Genomic DNA, 21,836 nt, shown 5'->3' with positions numbered 1-21,836 from the left:
ATATGCTGTTGAAGATGGCGAAATAATGGAGTTATAATAACTTCATAACAAAAGAGAAGGAGTATACGACATGAAATTATTTCAGCAAAGAACCAGAATACAGAAGTTTGAGCATACAGCGGAATTTGTTAAGGAATATAAGATCGGCAAAGGAGATTTTATCCTTGCCAGCAGAAGTGTCTATGAGACATATTTCGCGCCTCTTGGGATCGAAGCTCATGTGGAATACAAGGGTAAATATGGAGCAGGAGAGCCGACGGATATTATGATTGATGCGCTGCTTGCCGATTTTCGGAAGACGGATTGCAGGCGGATTGTTGCGATTGGCGGCGGGGCGGTTATTGATATGGCAAAGATCCTGGTGCTTGCGGGAGAATATTCTACGGAGCAGATATTTAAGAGGGAAGTTCCGCTTGAGAAGGTGCATTCGCTGATTGCTGTGCCTACTACCTGCGGTGCCGGATCGGAAGTATCTAACGTATCCATTACGGAGCTTACCAGTATCCACAGTAAACTTGGGTTAGCTGACGATAGTATTTATGCAGATGATGCGGTCCTGATTCCGGAATTGCTTGCAGATCTTCCGTATTCGTTCTTTGCTACCAGTGCGATTGATGCATTTATTCATGCTATCGAATCTTATGTATCGCCAAAGGCAACATTGTATACACAGATGTTCAGCAAACAGGCTATGCAGATGATTTTGTCCGGATTCCGTAAGATTGCAGAGCATGGACCGGAATATCGGATGAATCTTCTGGAGGAGTTTCTGACAGCAAGTAATCTGGCAGGAATTGCATTTGGTAATGCGGGAACCGGAGCGGTACATGCCATGTCTTATCCGCTGAGCGGAGTCTATCATGTAACACACGGAGAAGCGAATTATCAGTTTCTGACAGCGGTATTTTGGGAATATCAGAGACTGGATCCGGAGGGAAAACTTAAGGAGGTTAATCAGTTTCTGGCAGGACTTCTGGAATGCGAAGAAGCAAGTGTATACGTGGAACTGGAAAACTTGCTGAATAAAATCATATCCCGAAAGAATCTTCGGGAATATGGGATGACAGAGGAAGATATAAGAAACTTTGCTGAAAGTGTGGAGGAAAGCCAGCAGAGATTGCTGAATCAGAGTTGTGTAAAATTTGATGCAGATCGTATGGAAAAGATATACAGGCAATTGTATTAGGGGACAGGTTCCGCGACTCATTTTAAGAGTCGTGGAACCTGTCCCTGTTGACTCGTAAATGTCATACTTTACCAGGATGCGAGATGGGTTTATAATTATGAATATCTGAAGAAAGGAAGGTATTTGGTATGGATAATTTTACATTTTATGCTCCGACATATTTTGCATTTGGAAAAGATACGGAGAATGAAACGGGAAAATATGTGAAACGTTTTGGTGGTACGAAGGTGCTGATTCATTATGGCGGGGGATCTGTGGTGCGAAGTGGTCTGCTGGATCGGGTGAAGGCCTCTCTGGAGGCAGAGCAGATCGGTTATGTTGAGCTTGGCGGTGTGAAACCGAACCCGCGAAGCGGTCTGGTATATGAGGGTATAGATCTTTGCAGAAAAGAAGGTGTGGATTTTATTCTTGCTGTGGGCGGAGGAAGTACCATTGACTCTGCGAAAGCTATTGCCGCAGGTGTGCCATATGACGGGGATTTCTGGGATTTTTATCAGGGAGGTATTGTGAATGAAGCGGTTCCGATCGGAACGGTAATAACGATATCCGCGGCAGGAAGTGAGGGTTCTGCTGATTCTGTGATCACGAAGGAGGATGGCATGTACAAACGTGCGACGACAGGAGAAGCGCTGAGACCGAAGTTTACCATAATGAATCCGGCTCTGACTCAGACACTCCCGGCTTATCAGACAGCGTGTGGTATTACAGATATTATTGCACATCTGTATGAGCGGTATCTTACGAATACAAAGGAAGTGGAATGTACGGACCGCATGATTGAGGCACTTCTGCTGACAATGGTGCATGAGGGACCGCGTGTGATCGAGGACCCGGACAATTATGATGCGCGTGCCAATATTATGTGGGCGGGTATGATGGCTCATAATAATTCCTGTGGCGTGGGAAGAAGCCAGGACTGGACAAGCCATGGAATTGAGCATGAATTGTCTGCGCTTTATGACTGTGCGCACGGAGCGGGACTTGCAGTGGTTATGCCTGCGGTATTTACTTATAATCTGAAACATGACGTGATGCGTTTTGCCAAGATTGCGGTACGTGTATGGGGCTGCCAGATGGATTTTGAACATCCGGAGAGAACCGCAAAAGAGGGAATAGAAGCATTGCGTAGTTTTCTGATATCTATCGGTATGCCGAAGAATTTTGCAGAGCTGGGTGCCAGGGAAGAGGACATTGAGAGGCTGGCACATACCTGTTGTTATGGTGATGTGGAAAACGGAACGATCGGGGGATTTGTACCATTGAATCAGGAGGATGTGGAGAATATCTATCGATTGATGTTGTAAAAAATGATGGGAGAGTGACGAAATGTATTATAAACAGTATGGAAATACAGATATGAAGGTCTCAGCAGTGGGTCTTGGGACGATGCGTTATAATGATGAAGATATTAAGGCAGGCCGCCTGGAAAAATGTGCGGAGATTCCACTTTACGCTTATGAGAAGGGAATCAATTACTGGGATACAGCGCCATTTTACTGTGATGATAAGAGTGAGATTGTAACTGGAATTGCGTTGTCCCAGGTGGACAGAAAGAAGGTATTCGTTACCTCTAAGACCAATTTTAATACGTTGGAAACGGAAAAACCGGATAAAGATATTTTCAGGCGCCGTCTGGAAATGTCACTTGACCGGTTGAAGACGGATTACATAGATTTTTATCATATGTGGTGTATGCTGAGCCTGGAATCCTGGGAGAAGCATATGGAGGCAATGTATGGATTTTTTGAAGATGCGAAGGCAGAAGGCCTCATCCGCAATATCGTTTTTTCCTCCCATATGCAGGGAAATGATATTGAAAATGTTGTGGATTCCGGCAAGTTTAAGGGAATGCTGATCGGCTATAATGCGCTGAATTACCGTTTCCGTCAGAGCGGAATAAAAAAGGCCTATGAAAATGGAATGGGCGTGGTAGTTATGAATCCGTTGGGCGGAGGTCTGATTCCGCAGAATCCGGAAGCATTTTCCTACCTGACAGAGGGAACAGATCTTACGGTGGCACAGGCGGCTCTGAGATTCGTGGCTTCTCACAGAGAAATTACAGTGACACTGGCGGGCTGTACTACGAAGGAGCATGTGGATGATGCGGTAAAGGCTGTGGAAAATCTGGTGGAGGAACCAGCAGAGAAGGTGGCTGAAAAATACGATAAGAAGGGAATGGCTCTGAACAATCTCTGTACCGGATGTTCTTATTGCAAAGGATGCCCGAAGGGGATTCAGATTCCTAAAATGATGGATGCATATAATCAGATGATCCTGACAGGGGATAAGAAAGCCATTCTGGACCGTCTGGATAACCACTGGGATATTCCTCAGAGTATGGCAGGGGAGTGCATCGCGTGCGGCAAATGCGAACGCCAGTGCACACAGCACCTTCCGATTATTAACAGGTTAAAGGAGATAGCAGAATGTCAGGCATAAGTACGGGTGTAAAAATTAAAGAATTTTCTCTTCCGGTGAAGATTGCATACGGTGGACTCTTAACGGCGGTGGGCGTACTGCTGCCACAGGTGTTTCATGTATTTGGTCAGGAGGCGGGAATGATATTTCTGCCGATTCAGTTTTCCATTTTTCTGGCAGGACTGCTGCTTGGACCGGTATATGGCGGTTTTATCGGAATTCTGGTTCCGGCGATCAGCTGTCTTTTGACGGGAATGCCCCCGGTTCCGAAGGTGTATTTTATGTTCTTTGAGTTGGCAGGATACGGAATCGTAACTGGACTGCTCAGACGAAAATGTCCGGTTTATCTGAATCTGATCATAGCAATGGCAGCAGGCCGCATTTTTTACGGGCTGTCACTGGCAGCAGGAGTGGGATTTTTCGGACTTCAGGCTCCATTTGCCGGAAAGGCGGCATTTATTTCCGGAATCGTAATGGGAATACCGGGAATGATCCTGCAGATTCTGATTTTGCCTGTTCTGTATAAGCGGCTGATCCGGGGCAATATTCTGGCAGAAAGGACAATAGAGGATGGAAAATAAATACATGCAGCAGGCGAAAAATCTGCTGGCACAGAAGAAAGAAAATACCTGTGCGATCGTATGGAAAGATGATGCGGGTAAGGAGCCGTATGTATCGGAATACAAGGGAATCCGCCCCATCATGGAGCTTCTGAAAAAAGGGGAATCCCTGGAAGGGGCATATATTGCGGATAAGGTAATTGGGAAGGCAGCTGCATTTTTGATGGTTTATGGAGGTGCTGTGTCCGTCTATGCCAGAGTTATCAGCGGTGCTGCAAAGGACGTATTCTATAAAGCCGGGGTCTGCTGTGAATTTGAAAAAGAGGTTCCCTATATCATCAACCGAACAGGAGATGGAAGATGCCCAATGGAATCTGCAGTCTGGGATGTGGAGGATGCCGCTGAGGCTTACCACATCTTAAAGAGAAAACTGGAAGAAATGAAAGCTGAAAATAGATCATGAGAACAAAAGTAAAAGCCGACAGAAGTGGATATTTATTTGACAATAAAGCGCTGACCATGCTGATCATCCCGCTGATTATTGAGCAGCTTCTGGCTGTCCTGGTAGGAATGGCGGACAGCATTATGATTGCCAGTGTGGGTGAGGCAGCAGTGTCCGGGGTCTCTCTGGTAGATAATATCATGGTACTTCTGATTAATATTTTTGCGGCTCTTGCCACGGGAGGTGCTGTGGTGGCAGGCCAGTATCTGGGACAGAAGAAGACGGGAGAGGCCAGGAAAGCGGCCACTCAGCTGGTGTGGTTTACGACCATCATAGCAGTGGTGATTATGGTGTTCATATACCTTTGTAAAAATATGATTCTTCACAGTGTGTTCGGACACATTGAAGCAGATGTAATGGGACATGCGAACATTTATATTTTGATCGTAAGTGCATCGATTCCCTTCCTTGCCATGTATAATGCCGGTGCAGCTGTGTTTCGTGCCATGGGAAATTCTAAAGTACCCATGCAGGTTTCCGTGATCATGAATATTATAAATGTCAGCGGAAATGCTATTTTAATCTATGGTTTTCACAGAGGAACCGAAGGTGTGGCAATTCCCACATTGCTATCCCGTGTAGTGGCAGCGATTTTGATTGTTGTATTGCTCTGGAATCCGAATCAGACCCTTTATCTGGAGCGTACCTGGAAATATCGTGTGAACTGGAGAATGGTAAAGAGTATTCTCTCTATCGGAGTGCCTAACGGACTGGAGAGCAGTATGTTCCAGCTGGGCAAGATTATCGTGCTGAGTCTGGTATCTTCTTTTGGAACTTATGCGATTGCCGCAAATGCTGTGTCTAATGCGGTAGCGCTGTTCCAGATTCTGCCGGGACTGGCAATGTCGCTGGCAGTGACAACGGTTATTGCAAGATGTGTAGGTGCCGGCGACTATGAGCAGGTGCGATATTATACGAGAAAATTGATGATGATTACTTACGTGGGCATGTGGTTTACTAACGCGGTGATCCTGCTGGCAATGCCCCTGATCCTGAGGGCGTATCATTTGTCGGATATTACTGCATATTATACGAAAAAAATTCTGATCTTCCACGGAGTATCTTCTATGCTGATCTGGCCGATCGCATTTACGCTGCCGGGTGTATTTCGTGCGGCGGGAGATGCGAAGGTGTGCATGGTTATTTCCATTATTTCCATGTGGATATTCCGTATTATATTCAGTTATGTTCTGGGAAAATATATGGGAATGGAAGTGTTCGGTGTCTGGGTGGCAATGGTCATTGACTGGGTAGTCCGATGCATTTGTTTTATAATCAGATACTTTGGCGGCAAATGGAAAAAGGCAGCAATTGTATAAAAATAGTTGTAAATCATTATTTGCTATTTTATAATGAAATTTATCAAACAGGTGTGAACAGCCTGTTAAGGAGATTGAGAGAAAACACAAGGAGGAGCACAGGTGAAAAGAGAGCTAGTTATCGTGTTGGATTTTGGCGGACAGTACAATCAGCTTGTGGCACGACGTGTCCGTGAATGTAATGTGTATTGCGAGATCTATTCTTATAAGACAGACCTTGAGACGATTAAAAAAATGAATCCGAAGGGAATTATTCTGACAGGCGGCCCGAACAGCTGTTATGAGGCAGATTCCCCGACCTATTCAGAAGAATTATTTAAGATGGGAGTTCCGGTACTGGGACTCTGTTATGGTGCGCAGCTTATGATGCATGTGCTGGGAGGCAAAGTAGAGCGTGCGGATGTCCGTGAGTATGGTAAGACGGAGGTTCTGATCGACAAGACAGATTCCCGCGTATTTAAGAATGTGTCTGAGAAGACCATCTGCTGGATGAGCCATTTTGACTATATTTCTAAAATTGCACCGGGATTTGAGATTACTGCCCACACGGCAGACTGTCCGGTGGCTGCTGCGGAGAATGCGGCTGAGGGACTGTATGCGATTCAGTTCCACCCGGAGGTCCTTCACACAGCAGAAGGAACAAAGATGCTGTCCAATTTCGTCCTTGGCGTATGCGGATGTGCGGGGGACTGGAGAATGGACTCCTTCGTAGAAGAATCTATTAAGCAGATTCGTGCAAAGGTTGGCAAGGGAAAGGTACTCTGTGCCCTGTCCGGCGGTGTGGATTCATCCGTTGCCGCAGTTCTTTTATCAAAAGCGGTTGGAGATCAGCTCACCTGTGTATTCGTTGACCATGGACTTCTCCGTAAGAATGAAGGAGATGAAGTGGAAGAGGTATTTGGACCAAATGGTTCCTATGACCTGAATTTCATTCGTGTGAATGCTCAGGAGAGATTCTATTCCAAACTTGCCGGTGTAGAAGAGCCGGAGGCAAAACGTAAGATTATCGGTGAAGAATTCATCCGTGTATTTGAGGAAGAAGCAAAGAAAATCGGGGCGGTGGATTTCCTGGTACAGGGAACCATTTACCCGGATGTGGTAGAAAGCGGTCTGGGCGGAGAATCCGCTGTGATCAAATCCCACCACAATGTAGGAGGACTTCCGGACTACGTTGATTTCAAAGAGATTATCGAGCCTCTGAGAGATCTGTTCAAGGACGAGGTAAGAAAAGCAGGTCTGGAGCTTGGAATTCCGGAGCGTCTGGTATTTCGTCAGCCATTCCCGGGACCAGGACTTGGCATTCGCATCATCGGAGAGGTTACTGCGGAGAAGGTAAAGATCGTTCAGGATGCAGATGCGATCTACCGCGAGGAGATGGATGCGGCCGGCATGAACAAGACCGTAGGTCAGTATTTTGCGGCACTCACCAATATGCGAAGCGTTGGTGTTATGGGTGATGAGAGAACCTATGATTATGCGGTAGCACTGCGTGCGGTAAATACCATTGATTTCATGACAGCGGAGGCGGCAGAGGTGCCGTATGCCGTACTGAATAAAGTCATGAGCAGAATCATTAATGAAGTAAAGGGCGTTAACAGGGTAATGTACGACCTGACCAGTAAACCGCCGGGAACCATAGAAATGGAATAAGAGAATTGTCTCGGGGCAAACCCGATTAGCCTGTAAGGGGCAAAATTAAGTATCCTAAGCAGCAGCGGAAAAAGAGTAATCTGAAACCATTCAGAGTATCACTTACCGCTGCTGTTTTTGCTTTAATTCTTATTTTTGAAGGAAAAACTCTGTTTCGCTGTTTGTCAAGTGGTATGTGAAATAAAAATATATTTACGAAATATCAAAAATGCGATATAATAATATCAAATAAAAGATATGGAGGCGTGAATATGATTATTAAGGCATCAGCAACTTTGAGAAATGAATATGCGTCAATTTCTGATATTGCTAAAAAAACCAAAGAACCAATCTATATAACTAAAAATGGAGAAGGGGATTTAGTGGTAATGAATATTGAGGCTTTTGAAAGGCGTGAACAAATATTAGAACTTCGGGCAAAAGTGTTGCAGGCAGAACAAGAACGTATCGAAGGGGCAAAAACAATTAGTGTTTCTGAAGCGAGAAGTAGATTGAGAGAAAGAATTAATGCTCTATAAAGTGGAGATACTTCCAACTGCCTGGGAAGATTTAAAACGTATAGAGGATTGGTATCTAATTCAATTCGATGTGGAAACAGCATTAAAAGTTAGTGACCATATTTTAGATACAATTGAAAGGTTGGAGCAATTTCCCGATTCCGGTTCATTAACACCGGATAAGTGGTTAAATGAAATGGGATATCGAATGATAATTTGTGAAAAGCATGTAGCTATTTATAAAAAAATAGCCGATGTAGTTTATGTGTATCATATTGCAGATACTCAGACCGAATACACCAAGTTATTTTATTAAGGAGTTTGAAATGCGGTGAAAATAGATCGACTGATTGGAATTCTTTCTGTTCTGTTACAGAAGGAGCGGACAACTGCCCCGGAACCGACCGGTCTGAAGTATCCAGAAGAACTATCAACAGGGATATTGAGGATCTTTGCAAGCTGGTATTCCGATTCAGACTATACAGGGGGCTGCGCAGTCTTGACGGTGTCAGCGGCAGCCATTATTATACGCAACTCATGGAAAAGATAAAATCTGGTTCGTCGGAAGTGAGGATTATTACAAAGGGAGATTCTATCAGGAATGAGCAATAAACAGGACAAATCCGGGCAAGATTTATCGGGATGGATTCTCTTTTTTGAGATAGAATATGTATACGGCAAGAGAGCAAAGGAGTTGAAATACAGATGGAGTGGATGGCAATTATCGGGAACTCGATTCAGTACATTGAGGAACATATTACGGAAGAAATTTCTGTGGACAGTATTGCAAAACATGTCAATGTATCTACCTTCTATTTTCAGAAGGGGTTTTCCATGCTTTGTGGATTCACGGTGGCTGAGTACATCAGAAACAGGAGGCTGGCTCTGGCCGGTAATGATCTGTTGGTGAGTGATGAAAAGATTATTGATATTGCCATGAAATATGGGTATGACTCTCCGGATAGTTTTACAAAAGCTTTTACCAGATTCCATGGCGTCACACCTGCATCTGTGCGTAAAGAGGAGGTATTGCTCAAATCCTTTGCACCGCTGAAAATCAGGATATCATTAGAAGGAGGCTATCTCATGGATTACAAGATTATGAAAAAAGAAGCATTTACCGTTATCGCAAATGCAAAAGAATTCCCTTACGAGGGTGCTAAAGAAGTGATTCCACAGTTCTGGCAGGAGCATTTCCAGACAGGAAAAGGTGCAACCGTAATGGGCACGTATGGGATTAATATTGATGAGGAAATGGGGCAGCAGAAGTTTGAATATTTGATTGCTGATCCTTATGATCCACAGAAAGAGATTCCGGAGGGATTCATTACAAGAACCATCCCGGCTTTCGACTGGGCGGTATTCCCGTGCAGGGGTGCTATGCCAAATGCGCTGCAGGATGTCAATGTTAAGATCTATACAGAATGGCTGCCTGCACTAAAGGAATACGAATTTGCAGCAGGCTACTGCGTGGAGTACTATGATGACCCGGCAAAATATGAGAAGGGAACGATGGACGATAACTACTATTGTGAAATCTGGATTCCGGTAAAAAGAAAGTAAATGCGGATAAAAAATGATAATGTTATTTAAAATGTGAATCAGCTACATACAAAGCCACTTGTTTTTGTTAAGATATAATAAAAACAAGTGGCTTTTTTGGGAGGTAATACAAGTGAAATCAAAAAAATACGCAGTGGTAGATGAAAAACAGTGTGTAGCATGTGGTGAATGTACTTTTTCCTGCAGGAAAAACGCTGTTTCAATCAAAAATGGAAGTTTTGCATTTGTAGACAGAGATCAATGTGTCGGTTGTGGGTTATGTGCGAAAAACTGCCCGGCAGGATGCATCATATTAGTGGAACGGGAGGAAAGATAAATATGCAGAAAAAATGGTATGATTATTTGTGGATATGGTCAATCGTATATTTTACACTTGGCTTCTTCAATATCCTGTTTGCATGGCTTGGCATGATTGATTTTTTAGTGCCGCTGATATTTGCTATAGCAGGCGGGAACAAAGGATTTTGCAACCGTTACTGCGGAAGAGGACAGCTTTTCCGTAAGGTGGGAAAAGACTGCAAATGTTCACGGAATAAACCGACTCCAAAGTGGCTGTCGTCAAAGTGGTTCCGCTATGGATTCCTGATTTTTTTCCTGGCCATGTTTGGGAACATAGTATTTCAAACCTATCTCGTAGGCGCCGGAGCTGCATCGCTGAAAGAAGCAGTTAAACTGTTCTGGACATTCAAAGTGCCGTGGGGCTGGGCGTATTCTGTCGGCACGGTACCGGATTGGATTGCACAGTTCAGTTTTGGATTTTACAGCCTGATGTTGACCTCCACTTTGATTGGATTCATTGTGATGATTCTATATATGCCGAGAAGCTGGTGCACGTTCTGTCCGATGGGAACCATGACACAGGGGATTTGCAAGTTGAAAATTCGGTAGGTTGGATTTTTTGATAGAAGAATTCTGTCATAAAAAACAAATAAAAACAACTTGAAAATATGACAAAGCTAACATATAATATGAGTGAGTACTGAGTGTGTTCTTTGAAAGGAGAATATAAGATGGAGGCCAACACAAAAAATATTCGTTTAAAACAACTTAGGAAAGAAAGTAAAATAACCCAGGAACAATTGGCAAAATACTTGGATGTAGATCAGACGATGATTACAAAACTGGAAAATGGAACGAGAAGTCTGAATGTAACACTAATTGAAAAAATATGTAACCTGTTTGGGTGTTCAGATGCTTATTTGATGGGAGAAGATGATGCCTATATCCCTTTGAATTTTGCGTTTCGCTCTAATGGAATCCAGGCAGAAGATTTAGAGAGTATAGCAGTGGTCAATAAAATTGTAATGAACATTCGCTATATGAATGAAATGATGGGAGACTAATATTTATGAGAACAGCTCAGGAGTTAAATTCATTAGCATTAAGAACACGAAGAATGTGGAATGAGGATGGATATTCCCCAATTGATATTTTTGCTATTGTTAACGGATGGAAAGATAAGAAAATTACGATAGTAAGATATCCGATGTCATCACGAATAAGTGGTATGTGTACAAAAGAAAATGAAGATATTGTTATCTGTATTAACTCAACAACCTCTTATGGAAGACAAAGATTTACGCTGGCACATGAATTGTACCATGTATTGTACGAAGAAGATATGCAGCGAGTAATTTGTGATATGAGTATAAATGGAAACAAATCCGAATCAGAAAAAGAAGCAGATCAATTTGCAAGTTATTTATTGATGCCATATGATGCGTTGTTAGAATATGAGCTTGATAAAGCAAAATGGGATCTTGAGAAAGTGATCGATGCAGAACAGTTTTTTCAAGTAAGTCATCAGTCGATACTTCATCGATTAGTATGTGATAATCTGCTCAGCAATGAAGTTGCTGATGAATATAAGTCTATTACGGTTTCCACCGCGGCTGCCAGGTTGGGGTATGGTAAAGAATTATATTTTCCAACAGATAAAAACAAACAATATTTCACAACTGGTGAATATATTCGAAAAGTTGAAAAGATGGCAGAAAAAGACCTTATCTCGGAAGGAAAAAGGGAAGAACTTTTGCTGGACGCGTATAGAGCGGATATAGTATACAATTTTGATGAGGAGGAAGCTAATCTGAATGACTGATGAGTTATTTTTTGACACAGATTGTTTATCTGCATTTTTGTGGATTAACGATACCAATATATTGCATGAGCTTTATGGTGGAAAAATTGTTTTGCCAGAACCGGTTTATCAAGAACTGTCGAATCCAAGTATTCCACATATAAAGCAGCGTGCAGATATAATGATCAGTAGTAAGGATATATCCGTGAAAACAATTGATACAGGTACTGAGGAATATAAATTGTATGCTGAACTTGTACGTGGTGAAAAGGGGCGAAAAAGTATCGGTCGTGGTGAAGCGGGTGGAATCGCATTGGCAAAAACATATAATGGAGTTCTTGCAAGTAACAACTATAAAGATATTGCTCCATATATTGAGAAGTACAATCTGAAACATATAGATACCGGACAAATTTTGCTAGAAGCACTGAAAAGAGGGCTGATAACAGAAGGAGATGGAAACATCATCTGGAGTAAAATGTTAGCAAAGAAGCGTAAGTTACCGGAAAATACTTTTTCAGAGTATCTGGTAAACAAACATAAAGATGTATAGAGGAAACTCTTTACATAGAAAAACTGCCAAGCACTCAACTTGGCAGTGGGACAAAGAAAAGTTCCTTGACATATCTATTCTCCTACATATGCATTGTAAATATCTTCAGAAACCGTTCCTCTGATAGAAGCATATACCTCCTGTGAGTTCCGGCGGATTTCATTTCTTACTTCGTCGGCGAGGGTAAGAATCTGTGTTCCGCTTTCTTCGATTACAGCTACACGGTCAGCAATTCGTTCGTCTGACCGCTCACGGGCATATTCGGTTGCAGTTCTGGCAGCCCGGGTCATGATGTCCTGTTCTTCTTTAGAAAGGTTCTGGAAAAAGTCATCGTTTACAATTAGAGAGATGAGATGTGGGAGATGGTTGGTCTCCACAATATACTTCTGTTGCTCGTACAATTTGTTGGAAACGATTACTTCATATGGATTTTCCTGTGCATCGATGGTGTGCTGCTGAAGTCCGATGTAGACTTCACTGAAGCTCATGGGTGTCGGATTTGCCTTTAAGCTTTTCCAGAATGCCAGGTGATAGCTGTTTTCCATGGTCCGGATTTTCTGCCCCTTGAAATCTGCAAAATCAGATACTTCCTTATTGGTGCTCATAACCCGGAATCCCTGGTCGGCGATTCCGAGCAGATGGTAGCCGCCATTTGTATAGACATCGCTGATTAATCGATAGAAATCCGGTTCATCGATGGTTTTCCGGCATTCATCCAGTGAATCGAATACACAGGGAAGATCGAATACTGCGAGATCCGGCATGAAAGTTACCTGAGGAGCGGTATTCTGGACGACGAAGGGGATGTCACCGTCTGCGCATGTTTCCAGCAAATCCCGGTCACCACCAAGAGTAGAGTTGGCATATACCTGAATCTTCATTTTTCCATCGCTGAGCCGAGCTACTTCTTCGGCAAACTTTTCAGAAAAAATCTGTGTAACGGTGTCTTCCGGACTGGCGGTGGCCAGGGGCCAGGCGTAGCGCTGCACCTCGTCCACGCCGAAACTTTTGCATCCTGTGAAGACTAAGGCAGAAGCTGACGCCAGTACAAGTCCTATGGATAAAAAACGTGTTTTCATCTTACTCAATTTCATTCTAACTGCCTCCTATAACAATGCCAGAGAGATTGCCGGAATAAATGTAATCAGCAATAACGCTGCCAGGAAGTAGACGATCATCGGCATGGCCTTTTTGGCAATGGTCATAACCGGAACATCTGCCAGTGAGCTTGCAACAAAAAGGTTGACTCCAATCGGAGGAGTAACAAATCCAATGGCAAGGTTCACAACCATGATCACACCAAACTGAACCGGATCCATGCCGAGATTCGTCACGATGGGAAGAAGGATCGGTGTCAGGATCAGAATGGCAGGCGTTGTATCCATGACCATGCCCACAATTAACAGGAACAGGTTGATGATCAGCAGAATCAGGACGGGACTGTGGAAATTGCTGCTGATAAATTCGCTGACCGTCTGAGGAACCTGCATCAGTGTTAATACTCTTGAAAAGGCAGTAGAAGTTGCCAGGATAAATAAAATCGGTGTAAATGTCCGGATCGCCTCCTGCAGAATGCTCCAGATGTCCCGGATACGGATGCTTCTGTAAACAACCAGGCTGACGAACAACGCATAAAATACAGAGATCACAGCAGCTTCTGTCGGAGAAGCGATACCACTGTAAATGCATCCCAGGATGATGATGGGGCTGAGGAGTGCAAAGAAGCTCTCTTTTACAACTTTAAACAAGCCTTTGTCATGGAGTTTCTGTACTTCTGACCGGATTTTTTCCTTGTCCTCGCCATTGCGTCTGCAGTAGAAAATGGCATAGAGCATAAGCAGTCCTCCGATCATCAGTCCGGGAATGATACCTGCCAGGAATAAATCACTGACGGATGCGCCGGACGCCATACCATACATGATGAATGGGATGCTCGGGGGAATGATTACTCCAAGGCCGCCTGCGACTGCGACAATGGCGGTGGTAAAGGTGAGGTCGTAACCAAGACCTGTCAGGATCGGGATCGTCATACTTCCCACTGCGGCAACTGTAGCAGGAGCTGAACCGGAAATCGCACCGTAAAAAAGACAGGTCACGATGACTGCGCAGGGCATTCCTGCCGTCAGATTGCCGAGAAAATAGGCAAAAATATCAAATAATTTTCTGGAAATGCCGCCTTTTGCCATGATGATTCCGGATAAAACGAACATCGGAACTGCCAGCAGTGGAAAGGAATCCAGTCCGCTGAACATGGCGCGGATCAGATATTTTGCTCCAACTGTAAAGGAGGGATCGAAAACGGACGGAAGAACAGCCGTGATACCCAGGGTAATGGAAACGGGAATCGCGATGATCAGCCCGGCCACGAAGATGATAAATAATAAAGCGACTGGCATTTACGGAACCTCCTTACTGGAATTGTCTGCATTTGCTTCGATGAAGGACTCCGGGGTGTTGCGCTCTGGATGAGCCGGATCAAACACATTTTCACCGCGGGCAACCCGGAATTCGATGATCCAGCGCTGCAGGATACGAAATGCAACCATAATAAAAGAAACTAATGGTGCCGCCTGAATGTAATACATCGGAATGGAGCAGGCGGGGGATACCTGTCCGCTGGTTACGGCAGACATCATATAGGAATATGCAAATGGGATCATGTATATAAAAAATATAAGTTCAAAGGTATGGTTGACTACCTTGAAAATTGCTTTTCCACGTCTGGGAAATATGGCAACAAACTGTTCGATCTTAATGGATAAGCATTTTTTACTGCAATAGCTGACACTGATGAAACACACCATATAAATAAATAGCGCGTCAGTTCTTCGGACCAGGACAGAGACATGCCAAGTGCATACCGGGAAAATACCTGTATGCCCATGATCACAGTCATGCCAATCAGAAGGATTACGAGGATAAATTCTTCGAGATTTGCATCAAGCCAATGAAGTGCTTTTTTCATTTCTGCCTCCTTGCAGGTGATGGAATAACAATTCTGATATTCGCATATCGGGGCGGGTCTCAAGGACTTTCACCCACTTATGAGCAAGCTCATGTGAGCTTAGCCCTTTTGACCCTGGTATCTTATAATGCGTTATGAAGTAAGTTCAGAACGGTGCTTAAATCATTGACACCCATCTGTCCCGGGGCAGAAGCTTTCTTTGCAGCACCGAAGGTAAGGGCTGAACCGAATACCTCTCCGCAAAGACGACTTATTACACCGGTTCCGGCCATGGACATGGTGATGATCGGTCTGTCAGCATACTCGGATACCATTTCTTCTGTAGCAGCAAGGAGTGTGAGGACATCCTTTTTATTCTGCGGCATAACGGCAATTTTTGGAATATCAGCATCTAATTCCTGCATTTTTCTGAGACGTCCGATGATGTCATCCTTGTCCGGAGTTTTGAAAAAGTCATGGTTGGATGCCACAACCTTCACACCTGCAGCATGAGCACCTGCAATGATCTCTTTTACGATCTCGTCGCCGGTAAATACTTCTACATCCACCAGATCTACATATCCGGACTGTGCCGCCTTGATATTTAATTCTGCATAAGCAGCATCGGCGATTGCTTTTTCTCCACCCTCTTTGGATGTGCGGAAGGTCATAAGAAGAGGAGTATTTCCCAACGCTTCTCTCAGATCCTTTAAAACATCAAGAACCTGATCAAAGTCGAATACACCCTCAAACCAGTCTACACGCCATTCCACAATGTCAACAGGAATAGTATCAAATGTTTTTGCCTCGGCAATGATGTCTTCTTTGGTTACTCCGACGATCGGTACACAGATTTTAGGAATGCCGGAACCGATTTCAATATCTCTAATACGAACTGTATTCATAATATTATCCTTTCTTCTATGTTTGTGAATTAAGTTGATTATACCAGTTTACTCGGCAGATGCAAGCTCAACCATTTTTGCATAGCGAAGATTTACAAATACTCCGAGCAGTACACCGACAGCAGTCAGAACAATATTCATGGTCATAACGCCTGACGGTGTCATCTTGGAAGCTGCTGTTAAAATGGTGTAGTTGCAAAGGGATGATGCAATCATGACCAATGCGGTAACAGTACCCTTGATCTTAGGGAAGAGCATGTTACATACAGATGTTGCAATCTGAAGGAGGCCACCTGCGCCTGCCCAGCCGATTACGAATGCACCTGCGATGCAAAGCGCCTGTGATTTGCCTATCAGCACAAGAATCATTGTCACCAGACAGATTGCCGGGTAAACCATGATGAAACGTACATCTTTGATCTTACGTGTCAAAAGTGCTGTTACGATCAGTGCAAGCAGTGTTCCCATGGAGTAGTATGTCTGCATGATAGACGGATCTGCCCAGCCGACAACCTCTTTTGCAAAGTTCTGTGCGCAGTTTAACCATAACTGGAAAGTACCTGTACAGGTGAATCCAATCAGGATCATAGCGATGGATTCAATGGAAAAATGTGTCTTTTTAAGACTTTCAAGCAAGCCTTCTTTTTTAACCTTCTTTGCATCTGAATCCGGAAGAGGAGCAAAGAGGATGAGAACAAGTAATACAATGTAGCCGATACCACAGCCGATGAATAACGGGTTATAGGATACAAGGCCTGCAGCGGTTGTTGTTACAGCAATTCCAAGTACGAACGGAAGGAGCATCTGTGAAATAGCGATAAAGAATTTGATTCCCATCGTAGCAACGCCCGGTGCGCTGTAGAATACTTCGGCAACTGCCGGGTAAATACCTGTGTCCAGGAATGAGTTTGCAATACCGCCGAGGATAGCGCAGATATAAGCAATCTGATAACCGCCGTTTGCGCCTGCGTTGAATGCCAGTGCAAGACCGATCAGGTAGATTGCGTAGGATGCGCCTCCGATGGCACAGGAGATGCGGCGTCCCAATTTGTCTGAAAGAGGACCTGCGAATGGAAGGGCGATTAGTCGACCGAGACCTAATGCAGCGGAAATTGCTGTGATTGCCATTGCTTCAACACCCCAGCTTGTTGCCAGTGCTTCTTTAATTACAGCCTGTCCCAGAACGGAACATCCAACACCATGGATAAAATAGTTTAAGTACAGAATGAGTGCACTTGGTAAATACTTTTTGTTCATTGGTTAATTTCTCCTTTTGTTTTTTTCGTTTTCTGATATCCTGTCACAAACATTAGAAACGCAGTGTCACCATATCGTTAAAAAACTAACGATTTGTATGTCTTTATTTTATCAATGTATTTGTCGAATTTCCAATGCCAATAAATGCGAAAATTGATGCATTCAGGCTATCAAAATGTTATAATTATTTAAGAATAATGTAACTGTTCGGAGTCAACCTCGAAAACACTGCCCGTCTTTGAACGGTTACAAATCACGAATAAAGGAGAACGACATATGACGCTCAATCAGCTTTATTATTTTCAGATGGTAGCCCAATATGAGAATTATCGAAAGGCAGCGGAGGAACTTTTTATTTCCCAGCCATCGCTGAGCAGATCGATTGCCTCCCTGGAGGCTGAATTAGGAGTTCTGCTTTTTGAAAAAAATGGAAGAGGAATCAATCTGACAAAAGGCGGCAGATTATTTCTGGAATATGCAGACAGAATTATTTCCGAGTGTGAGATTGCCAGAAATAAGATGAGAGAAATAGCAAGTGACGGGGGCAAGATAGATATTGGATATGTGTTCCCGCTTGCAGGACATTATATTCCTCACAATGTCAGAGATTTCTTAAATAAAGAAGAAAACAAAAATGTTACCTTTAATTTTTTCCAGAATCATACTGCCGCGATTGCGAAAAAGGTAAAATCCGGGGAACTGGATGTGGGATTTGGCGGATATATAGATAAAGAGGAAGACCTGGAGTTCTTTCCTGTTTTATCAGAAGAAATGGTGCTGATCACACCGAAGGGGCACGAATTGGGAGAAAAGGAAGGTGTTTCTATTCAGGAAGTCAATCATTATCCGGTGATAGGGTATGACCGCGAGTCCTGGCTTGGTAATTATACGAAGCGTTTATACAGAAGACTTTCTCTTCATCCGAATATTGTAGTGGAATGTCCGGATGAACATTCCATTGCTGCGCTTGTAAGTGAGGATTTTGGGATTGCACTTGTACCGCGAATAGAGGAAATTGATAAAAACCGCGTAAATATTCATAAACTGAATGATATTGATCTGATGCATCAGACCTTTATGTTCTGGATGAAGGATCGTTATCAGCTGCCGGCAGTCGGAAGATTTATTGAATATATGAAGCAAAAAGTAACACCGTTCGAATGATAGCTTTAAGGTATCAAAAGATAGCATAAAAGATATTTTACGTTATAGGTTCCTGGGATTATAATGAGATTGTCACAAACAGAAGAAATGCCTTACGCGAAAAACATATAAGGAGAAGGATTCATGAAAACAAATTATCCCAAGATTTTTGAACCTTTAACAGTAAAAAGAATGACGATACGCAACCGTATTGCTATGACACCGATGGGGACAAATTATGGTGAGACAAGCGGTGAGATGAGCAATCGTCACATGAACTATTATTCATTGCGTGCGAAAGGCGGAGTTGGCCTGATCATCTTAGAGAATGCCAATGTAGAGTACCCGGTCGGATCAAATGGAACGAGCCAGATCCGTATTGACCATGACAGTTTTATGCCGCGCTATTATCAGCTGGTGGAAAACCTTCACAAAAGCGGAGCAACTGTTGCAATCCAGGTTAACCATGCGGGTGCGTCTGCTTCTTCTGCAAGAACCGGAATGGAGACTGTTTCGTCTTCCAATATTCCGACAAAGGTTGGCGGAGAGATTCCCCGTCCGATGACAAAGGAGGAAATCCTTACAACCGTTAAGAAATATGGAGAGGCTGCAAGGCGTGTGCAGGCAATCGGTTTTGATGCGATTGAGATTCACTGCGGACATTCTTATCTGATGAGCCAGTTTATTTCTCCATACTATAATAAAAGAACAGATGAGTTCGGCGGTTCTGTAGAAAACCGTCTGCGTTTCCCGCGCATGGTGCTGGAAGAAGTTCGCAGACAGGTTGGACCGTGGTTCCCGATTATTGTGCGTATTTCTGCAGAAGAGCGTGTGCCGGGCGGAAATACTCTGGAGGATACATTAGAGTATCTGGAGTACATAGATGAATTTGTAGATATGTATGACGTATCCTGTGCGCTGAATCCATCTCTTCAGTATCAGATTGATTCAAACTATATGCCGGATGGATGGCGTTCCTATCAGGCAAAGGCTGTAAAAGAAAAATTTGGCAAACCGGTGATCAATGCCGGAAATTACCGCGATCCGAAGGTTGTTGAGCAGGTTCTGGAAAGCGGAGATGTAGATATCGTTGGTATGGGACGTGGACTGATCGCGGATCCCAACTGGGTTGTGAAGGTCCAGAACGGAGACGAGGATATTATCCGTAAATGTATCTCCTGTAATGTAGGATGTGCAGGAAACCGTATCGGTGTCAATCGTCCGATCCGCTGTACAGTGAACCCGGCAGTTCCGGAGGGCGATTTATATAAGAAATTAAAAGTAAAGAAAAACTGTAACGTAGTAGTTGTAGGCGCCGGTACCGCAGGTCTGGAGGCTGCATGTACAGCTGCTGAGGTTGGTTGTAACGTATTTGTCTTTGAGAAAAATGATCATGTGGGAGGACTGTCAACATTTATTTCAGATCTTCAAAGCAAGTCCCGTATGAAGGACTTCCCGAATTATCTGGAGAAGCGTGCAAAGAGACTGCCGAATTTATATATTTTCTTAAATACAGAAGCAACAATTGACAAAATTAAGGACTTTAAACCGGATATCGTTGTAAATGCAACAGGTTCAGCACCACTGGTTCCGCCGATTCCGGGTCTGAGAGAGAATATCGCAGAGGGAAATGTTGCCACCATATTTGATATGATTAACAATCTGAACGCAGGCAAATATCCGGATGAATTCTGCAAAGGCAAGAAGGTCGTTGTTATGGGAGGAGGATCTGTAGGTCTTGATGTGGTCGAGTATTTTGCACCGCGCGGAGCAGAGTGCTCTATTGTGGATATGCTTCCGCAGATCGGTATGATGGCAGATCCAATAACAAAGTGTTCCATGCGTGAAACCCACGATACTTATGGCGTAAAAGAGTATGTGAACACGGCACTTCAGGAAGTAAAACCGAATGCATTCGTTGTTAAGACACCGGAGGGAGAGATCAGAGAGCTGGAGTTCGATCTTGGCTTCAACTGTCTGGGAATGAGAGCAAACAATCCGCTGCTTCCGGCATTGGAAGAGGAATTCGGTGATACGGATACATTTGTTTATCCGATCGGTGATTCCGTTCGTGCCCGTCGTATTATGGAAGGTACGATGGACGGACGTGCGATCCTGAATGTACTGGAGTTCAAAGGATTTTTAGATTTAGACGAAATAGAACAAAAATAGAATAGAAATAGATAAGAAAAGAGGTAATTACCATGCCGAATATTACAGGACATACAGAATTAGTCGGATTGATGGCTTATCCGATTCGCCATACACAGTCACCTACAACCCATAATCTTGCATACGATAAGAATGGTGACGATGTGATTCAGTTAGCATTTGAGGTAGATAACGATTCTTTGGAAGCAGCTGTAAACAGTATCCGTGCATTGAAAATGCTTGGTTCCAACATTTCCATGCCGAATAAGACAGTTGTACATAAATATCTGGAAGAGGTTGATGAGGCTGCCAGACTTTGCGGCGCAATCAATACGGTTGTGAATACCCGTGATGAGAATGGACAGGTTACAGGAAAATTAAAAGGATATAACACCGACGGTATGGGATACTGGCAGGGAATCACAGAGGAAGGAATCGACTTTAAGGGAATGAAGATGGTTCTGATCGGAACAGGTGGAGCTGCTACAGCAATCGCTGTTCGCGGAGCTTTGGATGGAATTGCAGAGCTTCAGATTTTCAATATCCGGGATAAATTCTATGCCCGCGGCGAAGAGATCGTTGAGACCATCAATAATAACACAGAATGCAAAGCAACCATGAATGATCTGGCTGATCTTGATCTTTTAAAAGAAAAGATGCAGGAAGCTGATATCTTCTGCGACGCTACAGGCGTTGGCATGCATCCGCTGGAGGATATTTCCAATATCCCGGATCCATCATTTTTCCGTCCGGATCTGATTGTCACAGATACCGTATACGCTCCGCGTGAGACGGTAATGATGAAACAGGCGAAAGAAGCCGGATGTACAAAGATATATAATGGAATGAGTATGATGCTCTTCCAGGCTTTGATTGCGATTGAGCTCTACACCGGAAAATCAACGGATGTAGAGTACATGAAAGAGAAGTTAGGAATATAATTCGTATAATAGACATAACATCCCCCATAGAAATGGCATTCGGTTTTCCGGATGCTATTTTTCTGCATAATAGGGCGTTTACTTTCTTCGCGGTATTTGTTAAACTGTATCTGTTGAGAGTTTGGATAGGGGACGGTTCTCTGTCCTGTACACTCGCAGGACAGAGA

The 21,836-nt window shown here is 43.7% G+C and carries 22 protein-coding genes and 2 pseudogenes; 19 read left to right on the top strand and 5 right to left on the bottom strand.

Annotated features, from left to right (window positions below; genetic code table 11):
- Nucleotides 1-70: 70 nt before the first annotated feature.
- From ACQRCC_RS13955 to ACQRCC_RS13880, 16 genes and pseudogenes are all read left to right on the top strand, one after another.
- Complete coding sequence (locus tag ACQRCC_RS13955) at nucleotides 71-1,186, top strand: 4-hydroxybutyrate dehydrogenase (protein ID WP_427851372.1); 1,116 nt, start codon at nucleotides 71-73, stop codon at nucleotides 1,184-1,186.
- 128 nt (nucleotides 1,187-1,314) lie between these two features.
- A complete protein-coding gene (locus ACQRCC_RS13950; protein ID WP_427851371.1) occupies nucleotides 1,315-2,490 on the top strand; it encodes an iron-containing alcohol dehydrogenase in 1,176 nt (391 codons plus the stop codon).
- 22 nt (nucleotides 2,491-2,512) lie between these two features.
- A complete protein-coding gene (locus tag ACQRCC_RS13945; RefSeq protein WP_427851370.1) occupies nucleotides 2,513-3,625 on the top strand; it encodes an aldo/keto reductase in 1,113 nt (370 codons plus the stop codon).
- On the top strand, nucleotides 3,613-4,185 hold the full coding sequence (locus ACQRCC_RS13940; protein WP_427851369.1) for an ECF transporter S component: 573 nt from the start codon (nucleotides 3,613-3,615) through the stop codon (nucleotides 4,183-4,185). The genes ACQRCC_RS13945 and ACQRCC_RS13940 overlap by 13 nt, the downstream gene beginning before the upstream one ends.
- Nucleotides 4,175-4,627: a DUF1893 domain-containing protein gene (locus ACQRCC_RS13935; RefSeq protein WP_427851368.1), complete on the top strand. Its 453-nt coding sequence runs from the start codon at nucleotides 4,175-4,177 to the stop codon at nucleotides 4,625-4,627. The genes ACQRCC_RS13940 and ACQRCC_RS13935 overlap by 11 nt, the downstream gene beginning before the upstream one ends.
- Nucleotides 4,624-5,985: an MATE family efflux transporter gene (locus tag ACQRCC_RS13930; RefSeq protein WP_427851367.1), complete on the top strand. Its 1,362-nt coding sequence runs from the start codon at nucleotides 4,624-4,626 to the stop codon at nucleotides 5,983-5,985. The genes ACQRCC_RS13935 and ACQRCC_RS13930 overlap by 4 nt, the downstream gene beginning before the upstream one ends.
- A 102-nt stretch (nucleotides 5,986-6,087) precedes the next feature.
- On the top strand, nucleotides 6,088-7,635 hold the full coding sequence (gene guaA, locus ACQRCC_RS13925) for a glutamine-hydrolyzing GMP synthase (protein WP_427851366.1): 1,548 nt from the start codon (nucleotides 6,088-6,090) through the stop codon (nucleotides 7,633-7,635).
- A gap of 251 nt (nucleotides 7,636-7,886) precedes the next feature.
- Nucleotides 7,887-8,153, top strand: a complete 267-nt coding sequence (locus tag ACQRCC_RS13920) for a type II toxin-antitoxin system prevent-host-death family antitoxin (protein ID WP_427851365.1) — start codon at nucleotides 7,887-7,889, stop codon at nucleotides 8,151-8,153.
- Nucleotides 8,143-8,448, top strand: a complete 306-nt coding sequence (locus ACQRCC_RS13915) for a type II toxin-antitoxin system RelE/ParE family toxin (protein WP_427851364.1) — start codon at nucleotides 8,143-8,145, stop codon at nucleotides 8,446-8,448. Before ACQRCC_RS13920 ends, ACQRCC_RS13915 begins: the two co-directional genes overlap by 11 nt.
- A gap of 15 nt (nucleotides 8,449-8,463) precedes the next feature.
- A pseudogene (locus ACQRCC_RS13910) lies at nucleotides 8,464-8,684 on the top strand (DNA-binding transcriptional regulator); the annotation flags it as partial.
- 153 nt (nucleotides 8,685-8,837) lie between these two features.
- Nucleotides 8,838-9,695, top strand: coding sequence for an AraC family transcriptional regulator (locus ACQRCC_RS13905; protein ID WP_427851363.1), 858 nt, complete (start codon nucleotides 8,838-8,840; stop codon nucleotides 9,693-9,695).
- 112 nt (nucleotides 9,696-9,807) lie between these two features.
- A complete protein-coding gene (locus tag ACQRCC_RS13900) occupies nucleotides 9,808-10,011 on the top strand; it encodes a 4Fe-4S dicluster-binding protein (protein WP_427851362.1) in 204 nt (67 codons plus the stop codon).
- Between the two features lie 2 nt (nucleotides 10,012-10,013).
- Nucleotides 10,014-10,583 carry a 4Fe-4S binding protein gene (locus ACQRCC_RS13895; protein WP_427851361.1) on the top strand — a complete coding sequence of 190 codons (570 nt, stop codon included), beginning with the start codon at nucleotides 10,014-10,016 and terminating at the stop codon, nucleotides 10,581-10,583.
- Nucleotides 10,584-10,705: 122 nt separating this feature from the next.
- Nucleotides 10,706-11,038: a helix-turn-helix domain-containing protein gene (locus ACQRCC_RS13890; protein WP_427851360.1), complete on the top strand. Its 333-nt coding sequence runs from the start codon at nucleotides 10,706-10,708 to the stop codon at nucleotides 11,036-11,038.
- 5 nt (nucleotides 11,039-11,043) lie between these two features.
- Nucleotides 11,044-11,796 carry an ImmA/IrrE family metallo-endopeptidase gene (locus ACQRCC_RS13885; RefSeq protein ID WP_427851359.1) on the top strand — a complete coding sequence of 251 codons (753 nt, stop codon included), beginning with the start codon at nucleotides 11,044-11,046 and terminating at the stop codon, nucleotides 11,794-11,796.
- Nucleotides 11,789-12,328 (top strand): hypothetical protein, encoded by a 540-nt coding sequence (locus tag ACQRCC_RS13880; protein ID WP_427851358.1) that lies wholly within the window; start codon nucleotides 11,789-11,791, stop codon nucleotides 12,326-12,328. The genes ACQRCC_RS13885 and ACQRCC_RS13880 overlap by 8 nt, the downstream gene beginning before the upstream one ends.
- Before the next feature lie 74 nt (nucleotides 12,329-12,402).
- Here ACQRCC_RS13880 and ACQRCC_RS13875 read toward each other — a convergent pair whose 3' ends face one another.
- The 5 genes and pseudogenes from ACQRCC_RS13875 to ACQRCC_RS13855 form a co-directional block, all read right to left on the bottom strand.
- Complete coding sequence (locus ACQRCC_RS13875) at nucleotides 12,403-13,422, bottom strand: TRAP transporter substrate-binding protein (protein ID WP_427851357.1); 1,020 nt, start codon at nucleotides 13,420-13,422, stop codon at nucleotides 12,403-12,405.
- Between the two features lie 12 nt (nucleotides 13,423-13,434).
- Complete coding sequence (locus tag ACQRCC_RS13870) at nucleotides 13,435-14,724, bottom strand: TRAP transporter large permease (RefSeq protein ID WP_427851356.1); 1,290 nt, start codon at nucleotides 14,722-14,724, stop codon at nucleotides 13,435-13,437.
- Nucleotides 14,725-15,176 (bottom strand): annotated as a pseudogene (locus tag ACQRCC_RS13865) (TRAP transporter small permease).
- A 239-nt stretch (nucleotides 15,177-15,415) separates the two neighbouring features.
- Complete coding sequence (gene aroD, locus ACQRCC_RS13860) at nucleotides 15,416-16,177, bottom strand: type I 3-dehydroquinate dehydratase (RefSeq protein ID WP_427851355.1); 762 nt, start codon at nucleotides 16,175-16,177, stop codon at nucleotides 15,416-15,418.
- A gap of 48 nt (nucleotides 16,178-16,225) precedes the next feature.
- Nucleotides 16,226-17,434, bottom strand: a complete 1,209-nt coding sequence (locus tag ACQRCC_RS13855; protein ID WP_427851354.1) for an MFS transporter — start codon at nucleotides 17,432-17,434, stop codon at nucleotides 16,226-16,228.
- A gap of 276 nt (nucleotides 17,435-17,710) precedes the next feature.
- On the opposite strand from ACQRCC_RS13855, the gene ACQRCC_RS13850 reads away from it, so the two are divergent.
- The 3 genes from ACQRCC_RS13850 (at nucleotide 17,711) to ACQRCC_RS13840 (ending at nucleotide 21,669) form a co-directional block, all read left to right on the top strand.
- Nucleotides 17,711-18,598, top strand: coding sequence for a LysR family transcriptional regulator (locus ACQRCC_RS13850; protein WP_427851353.1), 888 nt, complete (start codon nucleotides 17,711-17,713; stop codon nucleotides 18,596-18,598).
- 123 nt (nucleotides 18,599-18,721) lie between these two features.
- Complete coding sequence (locus tag ACQRCC_RS13845) at nucleotides 18,722-20,749, top strand: FAD-dependent oxidoreductase (RefSeq protein ID WP_427851352.1); 2,028 nt, start codon at nucleotides 18,722-18,724, stop codon at nucleotides 20,747-20,749.
- A 32-nt stretch (nucleotides 20,750-20,781) separates the two neighbouring features.
- Nucleotides 20,782-21,669, top strand: a complete 888-nt coding sequence (locus ACQRCC_RS13840; RefSeq protein WP_427851351.1) for a quinate/shikimate dehydrogenase — start codon at nucleotides 20,782-20,784, stop codon at nucleotides 21,667-21,669.
- Nucleotides 21,670-21,836 lie beyond the last annotated feature (167 nt).

The sequence above is a fragment of the Sporofaciens sp. SGI.106 genome, assembly GCF_050314255.1.
Taxonomy (GTDB): domain Bacteria; phylum Bacillota; class Clostridia; order Lachnospirales; family Lachnospiraceae; genus Claveliimonas.
This window is presented reverse-complemented; position numbering and strand designations above follow the sequence as displayed.